General features: G+C 54.3%; 10 protein-coding genes. 2 read left to right on the forward strand and 8 right to left on the reverse strand.

The annotated features are described in order from the left end of the window. Positions 1-17 precede the first annotated feature (17 nt). The 5 genes from PsAD26_RS25870 to PsAD26_RS25890 form a co-directional block, all read right to left on the reverse strand. Positions 18-1628, reverse strand: a complete 1611-nt coding sequence (locus PsAD26_RS25870; RefSeq protein WP_063312682.1) for a carboxyl transferase domain-containing protein — start codon at positions 1626-1628, stop codon at positions 18-20. Further along, a complete protein-coding gene (locus PsAD26_RS25875; protein WP_063298419.1) occupies positions 1616-2524 on the reverse strand; it encodes an SDR family oxidoreductase in 909 nt (302 codons plus the stop codon). Before PsAD26_RS25875 ends, PsAD26_RS25870 begins: the two co-directional genes overlap by 13 nt. Positions 2525-2627: 103 nt before the next feature. Then, complete coding sequence (locus PsAD26_RS25880) at positions 2628-4313, reverse strand: AMP-binding protein (protein WP_063290133.1); 1686 nt, start codon at positions 4311-4313, stop codon at positions 2628-2630. Positions 4314-4497: 184 nt separating this feature from the next. Then, complete coding sequence (locus tag PsAD26_RS25885; protein WP_063300163.1) at positions 4498-5304, reverse strand: enoyl-CoA hydratase/isomerase family protein; 807 nt, start codon at positions 5302-5304, stop codon at positions 4498-4500. Further along, on the reverse strand, positions 5304-7136 hold the full coding sequence (locus PsAD26_RS25890) for an acyclic terpene utilization AtuA family protein (RefSeq protein ID WP_063312683.1): 1833 nt from the start codon (positions 7134-7136) through the stop codon (positions 5304-5306). Before PsAD26_RS25890 ends, PsAD26_RS25885 begins: the two co-directional genes overlap by 1 nt. A 101-nt stretch (positions 7137-7237) precedes the next feature. Between PsAD26_RS25890 and PsAD26_RS25895 the strand changes: the two genes are divergently transcribed. Further along, positions 7238-7882: a TetR/AcrR family transcriptional regulator gene (locus PsAD26_RS25895; protein WP_063312684.1), complete on the forward strand. Its 645-nt coding sequence runs from the start codon at positions 7238-7240 to the stop codon at positions 7880-7882. Positions 7883-8080: 198 nt separating this feature from the next. Next, entirely contained in the window at positions 8081-10420 is a 2340-nt protein-coding gene (locus PsAD26_RS25900; RefSeq protein ID WP_063312685.1) for a heavy metal translocating P-type ATPase, read from the forward strand. On the opposite strand, the gene PsAD26_RS25905 is transcribed toward PsAD26_RS25900, so the two are convergent. The 3 genes from PsAD26_RS25905 to PsAD26_RS29550 form a co-directional block, all read right to left on the reverse strand. After that, complete coding sequence (locus PsAD26_RS25905; protein ID WP_057461220.1) at positions 10417-11109, reverse strand: nitroreductase family protein; 693 nt, start codon at positions 11107-11109, stop codon at positions 10417-10419. The two genes, PsAD26_RS25900 and PsAD26_RS25905, sit on opposite strands and share 4 nt — an antisense overlap. Before the next feature lie 170 nt (positions 11110-11279). Further along, the gene (locus tag PsAD26_RS25910) at positions 11280-11672 is read right to left on the reverse strand and encodes a cupin domain-containing protein (RefSeq protein WP_063312686.1); all 393 of its coding nucleotides are present in this window, start codon (positions 11670-11672) and stop codon (positions 11280-11282) included. 278 nt (positions 11673-11950) lie between these two features. Then, a complete protein-coding gene (locus tag PsAD26_RS29550) occupies positions 11951-12223 on the reverse strand; it encodes a hypothetical protein (protein WP_153041579.1) in 273 nt (90 codons plus the stop codon). Between the last annotated feature and the right edge of the window lie 617 nt (positions 12224-12840).

The following is a 12840-nucleotide window of genomic DNA, read 5'->3' on the forward strand; positions in this document are numbered from 1 at the left end:
GAATGGCGCTGCTCTGCCTAGCCGCGCGCGACCCCGAATGCTGTTGGATTAAGCTGACGTTTCCTGGCATCTGCACAAACAGATAGGGCCAATGAGACAACGCGGCGCGTGTCTCTTGGATCAATGATCCCATCATCCCAAAGCCGCGCCGTCGCAAACAGCGCTGTGGTCTCTGGTGACATCTGGTCAACGATCTTCTGAGCCATCTGGTCAGTCATGCCATCTGGAATCTCTTGTCCCATCTTCGCAAACTTCTCTTCGGTGATAATCTTCATCACCGTCGCTGCCTGCTCCGGTCCCATCACACCAACTTTGGCCGATGGCCACGACCAGATGAAATCAGGGTCAAACCCACGGCCACACATGCCGTAGTTACCAGCACCCCAGGCACCACCAACCACAATGGTCACTTTAGGAACTGTGGCATTGGCAACCGCCTGGATCATCTTGGACCCATGCTTGACGATCCCGCCTGTCTCCGCATCCCGGCCCACCAGATAGCCAGTGGTATTCATCAGAAACAGCAGCGGCGTATTGCTTTGGCAACACAGCTGAATAAACTGAGCCGCCTTCACCGCACCTTGCGGATCAATCGGGCCGTTATTGCCCAAAATGCCAACAGCCTGCCCGTCAATGCGGGCATGACCACAAACCGTGGCTCCGCCAAATTCCTTCTTGAAATCAAGGAAGTCAGAGCCGTCCGTGATGCGAGCAATAATCTCGCGCACATCATACGGTTTCTTGGCATCCTCAGGCACGATGCCCAGCAGATCCGTGGCATCATAAAACGGCTGTTTGCCGCCTTCCGCCTCGACCGGCGCATCCCAAGGCAGATGGTCAACAATCTCACGCGCGGTCTCGACGCCGTGCGCATCATCCTCTGCCATGTATTCCGCTGTGCCAGCTGTGTTGTAATGCAGCTCCGCACCACCCAGCTCTTCATCTGTCGCAATCTCACCCGTTGCCGCTTTCAGCAGCGGAGGACCGGCCAGAAAGATCTTCGACTTGCCGCGCACCACAACAGTGTAGTCCGACAGCCCCGGCATATACGCACCACCAGCCGTCGAAGACCCATGCACCACCGTCACCTGCGGAATGCCTGCCGCAGACATACGCGCCTGATTGGCAAACGCCCGTCCGCCTTCAACAAACAGCTCGGACTGGTACATGAGGTTCGCACCAGCACTTTCCGTCAGCGCAACAATCGGCAGTTTCTGCTTTTTGGCGATTTCCTGCAGGCGAAGCGTCTTCTTCAGGCCCATCGGAGAGATAGAGCCACCTTTAATCGCAGAGTCCGTCGCCACCACAAGACAGCGCTTTCCAGCAACATAACCGATACCGGAAATCGAGCCGCCACCAGCAACATTCTTCTTGCCGTCATCGTCATGCATCTTCAGGCCAGCCAGCGTGGAGATTTCCATAAACGGAGATCCACGATCCAGCAGCAGGCTCACACGATCCCGCGGCAACAACTGACCACGCTTTTCAAACTTCCCGCGCTTGCTCTCGGAGTTCTCCCGAACCTTTGCCTCATACCCACGGAACTCCTCAATGAGAGCTTCCATGAAGGCCTTATTCTGAGCAAACGCAGCACTGCCGCTATCGATTGAGGAGGTTAACTTGGGCATTTGTCTTTCTCCCAAGCTTTAAGGGCCCTAGGCTTCTCATAGCGATGAAACCCTTGGTATTCCTTCATATTTGCGTTGTCGCCAACCGGCATCAGGTTGGTCCAGAGCGGCGCTCCACCATCCACACCAATACACTGTCCAGTCATGAACGCAGCTCCCGGAGAAAGCAGAAAGTTCACCAGAGAGGCAACCTCAGCTTCCGTGCCCAGACGACGAGCGAGGTTGTTGTCCGCCATCCGCGCAAACATGGTTTTGATGAAGTTTTCGTCGTAAGTGTCAAAGCCGGAAGACGCGATCCAGCCCGGGGCAACCGCATTCACCCGCACACCTGCCTCGGCCCATTCAACAGCCAGCGTCATGGTCAGGTTCTGCATACCGGCCCGTGCCACACCAGAGTGCGCCATACCCGGCATACCGCGCCACATATCCGCAACGATATTGACAATGGATCCGCCTTTGCTCTTACGCATTCCCTGATTGTAAACTTCGCGCGCCATCAAAAAGCCGCCTGTGACGTTGGTCTCAACAACCGCGTCAAAGCCCTTCTTCTTGATAGAGGCCGCAGGGCTTGGATACTGCCCACCCGCATTGTTCACGAGGCCATGGATCACACCACGCTCCGCGACAATCTTGGCAACAGTTTCGCCAACAGCCTCTTCATTACGAATGTCCAGCGAGTGAGTTGAAACCTCGCCGCCATCCTCACAAATTTCATCAGCCACCGCATCAAGCTTTGCCTGCTTGCGGCCAAGGAGAACGGTATGAGCGCCCAACGCTGCAAGTTCGTGGGCGATACAGCGACCAATGCCACTGCCTCCCCCAGTCACAATCATTGTTTGTCCATCAAACAACCCATCTCGCAGGACTGATGCGTAACGGGACGGTTCATTGCTCATTCCAAATTCTCCCTGCCACTTACGCGGCTTATTCAAACAGAGGCCCTCGCCTCAAAATTCCCGGTTTGGGGTGACCGCGTCACCCCAAACCATTGTCAGTCTTTCAGGCCGGCGCACCAGCCGCAGCACCGCATTCATCTTCCCAAACCACCGGGCGATCAGGCATACCCTGCACCACCTCTTGATAGCGATCTTCAAGGCGTGTTCTTTTGATCTTCATGGTCGGGGTGAGATAACCATTCTCAATGGTCCACATGTCGTTTGCGACAATGATGGAGCTCAGTTTCAAATGGCTTTCAACGGCACTGTTGATGCTGTGATAGGTCTCTTCAAGGCTGGTACGCACCTCTTCGCGCGACAGACCATGAGTCATCTCGCTGGAGAGGAACACCACCGCCGCAGGCTGCGCCAAATCGGACCCCATCACACAGGCTTGCTCAACATACGTGTTGTCAAACAGCATGGCCTCAATCGGCACCGGCGCAATGTACTTGCCCTTGGAGGATTTGAAGATTTCCTTCACACGGCCCGTAATACGCAAGAACCCATCTGCATCCTGCTCAACCTTGTCACCAGTATGGAACCAGCCATCTTCAATGGTTTCAGCAGTCAGCTCAGGATCCTTGTAGTATCCCTTGGTCACAGCGTCCCCGCGAATGAGAAGCTCACCTTCATCGGTGATCTTGATCTCAAGCCCTGCAAGCGGCGTACCGATCGTGCCAACCTTATCCGCACGGAATGGGAAGTGAGAGGACGCAAGACCTGCAGTCTCGGTCATGCCCCATCCCTCAGTAATGTTGATGCCTAGCTTCTGGTACCATTCCAGAACAGCCTTGGAGATTGGTGCTGAACCACTCCCGATGAGCTTTGCATTGGTCAGGCCAAGCTGTCCGCGGATTTTCCGCTTCACATACCAGCTCAGGATAGGAATGCTCAAAAGCCTGTCCAGCTTCTTTTGCGGGACCTTGGCAAGGATACTGGACTGGAATTTCATCCAGAGACGCGGAACAGAAATGAACATGGTCACTTCAGCTGCCCGTAAATCCTCCGCAAAGGTGTCCAAAGACTCCACAAAGCTCACGACCACACCAGCATAAAGGCTCACATGCTCAATAAGAGCACGCTCGGTGATGTGCGCCAGCGGAAGATAGGAGATCAGGCGTTCTTCACGGCCCAGTTCCAAAGACTGGGTTGGAGACCATGCGCCATAGGCAATATTGCGCCAGGTGACTTCCACCCCCTTCGGGTTCCCGGTGGAGCCAGAGGTGTAAACAATGGAAAACAGCTCATCCAGCTCTGGCTTGGCCAGCTTGTCTTCTGGCAACGGATCATTCGTTTTGACCAGCTCCGTCCAGCTGTGCTCACAATCTATCGTGTTATAGGGAAGCGCGATTTTGACCACGCCCTCAGGAATACCCTGCTGGCTCGGCGCAAAGTCATCCAGCTTGCCCATAAACAGCGCTTTGATATCTGCATGATTGATGATGTAGCTGATCGTGTCCGCTGAGGCGGTGTAATAAATTGGTGTCGAGATATAACCAGCGGCCTGAATTGCAAAGTCAGCCAGAAACCATTCAGCGCAGTTCTTAGAGAGAATACCAATCCGGTCTCCCGGTTGGAAACCCATTGACTGGAGCGCAGCAGCCACACGCCGGACGGTGTCGTAACATTCCTTCCAGGTGAATTCTATGAACTGCCGGTTCACGGGTTGTCGCAGATAAACCGAGTTTGGTTTATCTGTGGCCCATTTTTGCAGCATTTCAATTGGCAGTGCGTACTGTGTACCCATGTTCCCTCCTCTGATGTGTTGGTTCAGCCTCCCCGCTGGTTCCAACACTATCGTTATTGCGCGATAGACTTCGGCATTATAGTCAGCTCATACGAATATGAGCATACCCTGCATTTCTTCTTCCTTCACCGCATTCGAACATCTGTTATCGGGTAAACGCATACCCCAGAATTTAAGGGGTCATCTAAGGAGCCCAGGAAGGTTTGCGTTTTTGTAAAAACGACTTCACGCCTTCCTGTCCCTCTTCCCCAACGATAGCTCTTGCAAAATGAGCAGCCGCGCTCTGGCGCAACTCTTCCTGTTCAAGGAAAAGCGTCTCCTCAACCACTCGCTTGGTGGCTGCAACAGCGTCTGGAGCACAAGCCAGAACTTGCTTTTTTAAATCCGCTTCTGCTGTCTCAAGCGCTGCCTGATCTGCAACAGCTTCATCGACCAGACCGATGTCAAAGGCCTCGACACCGGTCAGTTTGCTCCCCAACACGAGCATTTTCTTGGCTTTCTGGTAGCCCAGACGTTTGGTCACGTACTGAGCAATCTGAGCAGGCGGCAAGCCAATCCGCGTCTCAGTAAATGCAAATTTGGCGTCTTGCGTTGCGACCACAAAGTCACAGGCACTGGCCATACCAAGACCACCTGCCATGGCGGCCCCCTCCACCAAAGCAATGGTCACTTGCGGCTGATTGGCGATCATTCCAAAAAACGCTGCAGCTTCCAGACTGATCTTTTGTGCAATCGCCTCGGCCTCATCACCACCAGCCATGATCTGCTGGAAGGACTTCAGGTCTCCGCCAGCACAGAACACACCGCCAGCACCAGTGAACGTGATGCCACGCACGCTGCGGTCGTCCTGCACATCCCGCAGAACCCTGGAGATTTCAGCAATCACCTCACCTGTCAGCGGATTGCGCTTCTCGGGCTGGTTCAAAGTGATGGTCATCCAACCATCTTTTTGAGCCACAAGAACGGCAGAAGTTGTTGAAGCATCACTCATCACATCACCTCCTGCGCAATGGACTGCGGAACCGGAACACTCCGGGTCAGCAAGATCTGGCTGTATGCCTTTGCTTGCGGATCCAGCCTCAGGCTGGCAATGCCGCCGCCGCCAAGCACATCATCAATCAGGAAATTCAGCGCATGACAGCCCGGCAGATAGAAACGAGCCACCTTGCCCGGATTGAAATGCGCAAAGGTCCGCGCAACAGCCTCTTCACTCAGGGCAGCCGCAATCCACGGCAACCACTCTGCTTTCCGCGCAATCACGCCGATGTTCGCTTTATCGCCTTTGTCACCACTACGCGCATAAGCCAGCTTGATCAGCGGAACCTCAATCATCGCATCATCAGAGGCAGCTACTTGCGGAACCTCGGCGCTATCAGCTGCCGCTGCCACATCTGTCGCAATCACAGGCTCAAACGGAACAGGCGCTCCTTCCAGAGAAACCTGAGGCGAAACCGCCGACTGCTCAACAAGGAACGAGAACAACCGCACAACAGGCGACGGCTTAGGCCGACCACCGTTAAACGTTGTCATCCCCGGAGCAACCGAAAGACCCAATCCAGTCAGCTCACGCAACAACAAACCAGCAGCACGCTGGTCCACATGCCGCGCCGCAATCTTCAGGACAACCTCTTCATAGGTGCCCCGGCTCACAGAAGCCGCTCCAACCTGAGATCCTGCCCCCACAATCTCAACGGACACCTCTTGATAGCCGGGCGCACCAAGCTTTTTCATCACCGTCTCAGCGCGGCCAAGCGCAAGATCAGCAAACACCTGCGCCTTCTCACCAGCATCAAAGCCCACATACGGGATCATCAATCCAATACGGAACCCATCCGCCCAGGTTGCTGAAACCTTCAGGCTCTCAGGCGCTGAACGCCCTTTTGCGCCGGAAACATGCACACAATCCGCTGCTTTCGCCTCAACCGTCACCTGCGAGAAATCACAGGTCACATCAGGCAGCAAATAAGCTTGCGGATCTCCAATTTCATAGATCATCTGCTCAGCAACAGTACCAACGCTCACAAGCCCGCCACTGCCATCCGGCTTACTCAGATCACAGCTGCCATCTTCATAAACTGTCGCAATCGGATAACCGATCTTCTTCACATCCGGCACATCCCGCCAGTCCGTGAAGTTGCCGCCAGTAACCTGCGTCCCGCACTCCAGCAGATGGCCAACGAGGCTGCCTGCAGAAAGGCGGTCATAGTCCGCCCAGTCCCAGCCAAAGGCATGTGCGCATGCAGCAAGGGTCAACGCACTATCCGCACACCGCCCTGTAATGACGATATCTGCACCAGCGTCCAGAGCCGCAACAACAGGCTGCGCGCCAAGGTAAGCATTGATGGAGGCAACTTTCTCAGACTTCGGGAAGGCCTCATGAGAGAACATCTCTGTCACACCAGCGGCCTGATACGTTCCAGCCTCCGCCAGCAGATCATCACCAGTGACAACAGCAACCTTCAGATCCAGCTTCTGTGCAGCAATCAATTCACGGATCTTGGAGGCACAACTCTCAGGATTAACACCACCAGCATTGCTGAGAATTTTCGTCTTGGATTCAGCGATAGCCTTCAGGTTCAAGCCAAGCACCTGCTCAACAAAATCCGTCGCATATCCAAGATCAGGAGACTTCTGACGCGCCCTTGCCATGATGGAAAGAGTGATCTCTGCCAGATAGTCGTAAACAATGTAATCGAGCCCTCCAGCGCGCAACAACTGCCCGGTTGATGCGCTAGAGTCACCCCAAAAGCCGCAAGCCCCCCCAATGCGAATTGGCTGCTTACGTTTACTAGAGCTTTGATTTTCCGTGGTTTTCATGGTCATTTTAACGGAAACCTCTTTTACATACCAAACGTACGGTATATACTAGTTCCCAATACGTCAAGTGTTTCAGAGAGAACCCCTTCCTAAGGCTAAGGTTGATCATGGTAAGCAAGTTAGACAAGAAGAAGCAGCGCGGTGAAAACACACGCAAAGCCCTCATTAAGTCGACCATCGATTGCCTCGACCGGCTCGGCTATGCAGAAACCTCAATCAATCGCGTGCTGGAAGGCGTTGATGTCAGTCGCGGTGCCCTGATGCACCACTTCCCCTCCAAGGAAGATCTGGTGATTGGAACCGTCGACTTCCTGCTCTCAAGAATTTTGCGCCACTACCAACAGGAAAGCCCAAACTCTTTCCCCTTCGCGCAGGTAACGCATTCTGGTAACGGGACACTCACCGACGCACTCGTAACCTATTGGAAAAACATCATCGACACACCAGAAGGGCGCGCCTTCTCTGAAATCATAATGGCAACCCGCACGGACAAGGCATTGTCCCTGCGCATCTCTCCCAAACTGGAAGACTGGAACGAGCAGCTCAACCAGTTCTTTCTGCCACCGGGTTTAGATAAAGAGGCCATTGAAGACGTAACTCTAACCCTCCTCATCTGGCGCTCTTTCATCCGCGGCATGATTTTCCAGCAGGAGTTCCACAGCGACCCGGATTACATCGAAAAGATCATCCGCAAGTTCGCCATGATCATGGAACCACATCTGAAGCTGGCTCAAACGCAAAGCGACACATAACAAATGAGAGCCAGATCGCTCTCCATGGCCACCAGACAATCGCTCTTGGCAACTTAACCCAAATGCCCTCATTTCCATTAAGCTCAGCCTAGTGATACTGCCAAGTCCCACGGGGCTTTAATCCTTTAAGGCACTGCAAAGGCATATGATCTGCGCTGGTAGAACGCGCGCGCGCTGGATCAGGGAGCCTTATGACCGATGGACGAGGCATCAAACACACCACAACCCAATGCCACCTCCCCCACGGAGCAGGATCCGGTCTGCGGCATGCCGGTGACAATCACTGACGACACCCGCTCAGCTGATTTTGCCGGAAAGACCTACCACTTTTGCTCCGATAAATGCTTCAATAAATTCGACGCAGATCCCTACTTCTACGCCTCTGGCAACAGCAAAAAGCAGCAGGAAACTCAGACGCAGGATGTCGATTACACCTGCCCCATGCATCCGGAGATCATCAAGAAAGGCCCCGGCGAATGCCCTATCTGCGGCATGGCACTAGAGCCCATGACAGTCACCAGCGATGACGAACCCAGCCACGAACTGGTCGACTTCACCAGACGCTTCTGGCTCAGCGCAATCCTCTCAGTTCCCCTGCTCGCAATCACCATGGGCCCCTTCATCGGCCTCCCGTTCCGCGAATGGATCGGAGAACCTGCAGCCATCTACGTTGAATTTGCTCTCGCAACACCCGTTGTCCTGTGGGCAGGCATTCCATTGTTCGAGCGCGGTCTCAAATCCATCACCACATGGAACCTCAACATGTGGACGCTCATCACCCTGGGCGTCGGCGCCGCCTACCTCTATTCGCTAGTGGCAACGTTCCTGCCCGGCCTGTTCCCTCCAAGCATCCGCGCAGCCACAGGCCACCCTCCAGTCTATTATGAGGCCTCGGCTGTCATCTTGGCGTTGATCTTCATGGGTCAGGTGTTGGAAATGCGAGCCCGCGAGCGCACGGGTGACGCCATCCGCGCCTTGCTTGACCTTGCTCCCAAAACCGCACGCCGCGTGCTGGACGACAGCACAGAATATGACGCCCCCCTCGAGAACATCATGACGGGCGACAAGCTCCGTGTCCGCCCTGGAGAGGCAGTCCCTGTCGACTCTCGCGTCGTCGATGGTCAATCCTATCTGGATGAAAGCATGCTCACAGGCGAGCCCGTCGCCCTTGAGAAAAACGTCGGAGACACGGTCACAGGCGGAACGCTCAACAAAAACGGAACGTTGATCATAGAGGCAACAAACGTCGGCGCGGATACCATGCTCTCCAAGATCGTCACTATGGTCTCCTCTGCCCAACGCTCACGCGCACCCATTCAGGGCCTAGCAGATAAAGTCTCGGCCTACTTCGTCCCAACCGTGGTCGGCATCTCCATTCTCTCCTTCTTCATCTGGTTGCTTATCGGCCCGGCACCATCCCTGTCTTACGCTGTCATTGTCGCCGTATCAGTGCTCATCATCGCCTGCCCATGCGCCCTTGGGCTTGCCACGCCCATGTCCATCATGACCGCCAGTGGCCGGGGTGCACAGGCCGGCGTGCTCATCAAAGATGCCACCGCGCTGGAGCTCATGTCCAAAATCGATACGCTCATTGTCGACAAGACAGGAACCATCACAGAAGGCAAACCAACCGTCACCTCAATCCAGTCGTTCTCTAAGGATTACACCGAGGACCAACTCCTCCACATCGCTGCCTCCATCGAAAAAGGCTCCGAGCACCCACTGGCAGAAGCAATCGTCCATGCTGCCTCTGCCCAAAAAATGTCCCTGTCCGACTCCGATGATTTTGAGGCCCACACCGGAAAGGGCGTCAGCGCAAAGGTCGAAGGCAAGCGCTACGCCATCGGCAACCCGGTCATCTTCAACCTCACCGATAAGATCTCTGAGGACATGAAGCAAAAGCACCAAGCTTTGAGCGCTGCAGGCAACACCAGCATCTATATGTCAAATGAGCAAGAAATCATTGGCTTGATCGCCATCTCCGATCCGATCAAAGAAAACGCAATCGATGCCATCAGGCAACTGCATGAGGCCGGCATCAAAGTCGTTATGGCAACCGGAGACAATACCCTGACAGCCAAAGCCGTCGCCAACTCCGTTGGTATTGACGAGTTCAAGGCAGAAGCCCTGCCAGAAGACAAGAAGACGCTGGTCGACCAGCTCCATGCATCCGGAGCAATGGTTGCAATGGCAGGCGACGGCGTCAACGACGCACCCGCTCTTGCTTCTGCCGATGTAGGGCTGGCAATGGGAACGGGCGCAGACGTCGCTGTTGAAAGCGCGGGCATCACATTGCTGAATGGCGATCTCACAGGCATTGTGCGCGCCCGCAAGCTCGCCATCGGGTCATTGCGCAACATCCGCCAGAACCTGTTTCTGGCGTTTGTCTACAACTCCGCAGGTGTCCCCATCGCAGCAGGTATTCTCTACCCCTTCACCGGAGCACTGCTCTCACCCATGATTGCAGCACTGGCCATGAGCCTGTCATCCTTCTGCGTGGTGATGAACTCCCTGCGTCTGAAAAACCTGAAGCTCTAATCCGCTACAGTCAGGATTTCAGAAAGAGGCTTCTTCAGCTTCGCTACCGCTGGCACCTTGGCATCTTCGGCCGGGTGACCAACCGCAATAATCATGATTGGTTTTTCGGAGTCAGGGCGATCCAGCATGCCATTCAAAAATTTCATCGGGTTGGGCGTATGGGTCAGCGAAACCAGCCCTGCATGGTGCAGCGCCGTCAGCAGAAAACCGCAAGCAATGCCGGTGCTTTCAGGCACGTAGTAGTTCTTGTAGCGCGTCCCGTCTTCAAACTGCCCCCAACGCTGTGCAAACACAACAATCAGCCACGGCGCGTCTTCCAAATGAGGCTTGTCGTCGTTAGTTCCAATCGGCTCAAGCGCTTTGATCCACTCGTCGCCCGCACCGCCGTCATAAAACCGGCGCTCTTCTTCCTCCGCGCCATCCCGAATACGCTTCTTAAACTCAGGCTGTGAGATCGCCACAAAATGCCAGGGCTGATGGTTCGCACCAGAAGGAGCCGTACCAGCCGTGCGAATGCACTCTTCAATAACCTCTCGGGCAACAGGACGATTAGAAAAATCCCGAACCGTATGGCGACGCTTCATCTTGTCATAAAAGCCTTTCACAGCTTCAAGCATCTGCTCATCGCTCAGGTCCAGACGATCCGGCAAATCCACTGGCTCATAGGTAATGTGTTCTTTGGCAAACATCCTGTTCCCCCGCTTTTCAGGTATTCTTTTGCTTTCCCTCACAAGCCAAACCGACGACAGCCTCCCAGCGTCCAACAGCCCATGTAAGGTCTCAGCGAAAACTAACGGAAGAATACGGCCAAATCTATTGAACTTGCCTCCAGAAAGCCAATCCAGCCTCTAAACCCACATCACAACATCCCATCCGGCACCCAGCGTCGGGAAACCTCCGTGCTACTCTCATAACTGGCCTCAAAAATTGGCGCAGCCAGTGTCGCCCGCACATGCAGCGTTCCCTCACCCACATTACAAAACCCATGCAAACGCCCGGCAGGGATCAGGACACTCTGATTAACTGTCGCAACATACTGTTCGTCTCCGCAAGTGATCTCCGCAGTCCCGTCAATCATCTCCAAAAGCTCCTCCACCGCATGCAGATGCAACGGAGCCCCACTTCCGGGCTCACACCACTGTTCAAAAATGCAAAGCTGATGAGCACCACTTACAGCAGAGGTCCGCATCCGCGTCATCACCCCACCCCGCCACTCTTCCAGTTCCTGCGCATTATGATCCACCAAACCCATCGCAAGTTTCCCTTCCTGACAGAAAGACAATCTAAAGCTCACTCTATCTGACAAATACGAAGAACTCAGAAACTGCTGGGTGGAGTTATGTCTGCTGTTGGATAACCACTTCAGAAGCTTGAGGGCCTCAAATCAGTTATCCCCTATGCGGATTACATAGCGATCCAGCGGCCAAATTTGAGGTAGGGGGGATAGATTATTTCTATCCCCTTTCGCAGCTTGATTGCAGAGCTGGATGTTTGTCAGAGTTATCCGACAGATCTCGATCCATTACAGACCTACTGCCAACGTTCCGTTCGCCAGTTGGACAGACACAGCAACGCAGTCTCAGCACCAATAACGCAAACGAACGCACTTAGAAACGCAAAACCGCTGCAACGACGCCTCCGGCCAATCACACTGTAAAAGCACCGGTTGCAAACGCCACCAACGACCGCAGATAGGCGCACAAAGTCAGTCTGACAGCGTCGTGCTGTTACGGGTTCAATCCCGCCGATCACATCCTGACACAGATCTGCCCTCGGCACGACCTTCGCAAGCCAAGCAGACATAGCGGAGCAATCCAAGTACACACACCGCCAGCAAACGCAGATAGGAGTTCAGAGCCATCCCGGCAGCGATTTAACTCAATCACGCAACACACAGCACCAGCTCATAAGTACTGCCGCCTGATCACCTGTTGCGATCACTATTGAGGTCAAAGCCGCGCCTCTTCTACAGGCTCGCTGCACGGCACCAACTCATAAATACCGCGGCTTGCTCACCTGTTGCAGTCGTGAATGAGGTTTAAGGCACACCCTTCCCACAGGCTCATTCTCCATCTTCCAAGATCCGACAAAGAGCTATTGGTTTCAGCATATTACAGCACTGCGAGGGCATACGGATCAATCCCTTGAAGTCACTGTTTGAGTTTCACTGAGGCAAACCGGTGGGTTTGTATTTAGGGATAGGATGGCGCGTTGTTTCAGGACAGTGTTTTGGTTCTTGGAAGGCTGAGGCTCATCTCTCAGCTCTCCTCTTCTAGCTAGGAAAGCTTCCGTTAGAACGCAAAAAAGCCCCCGTGCGTTATGCATCGGGGGCTTTTGAGTTGGTTTATGTTCTTTGTTATTTTGAAGATTTAGTCGGTGTGCTTTATTCATGCCCGGCGGCGCCCTACTCTCCCGCGTCT

The organism is Pseudovibrio sp. Ad26, assembly GCF_001623285.1.
Lineage (GTDB): Bacteria > Pseudomonadota > Alphaproteobacteria > Rhizobiales > Stappiaceae > Pseudovibrio > Pseudovibrio ascidiaceicola.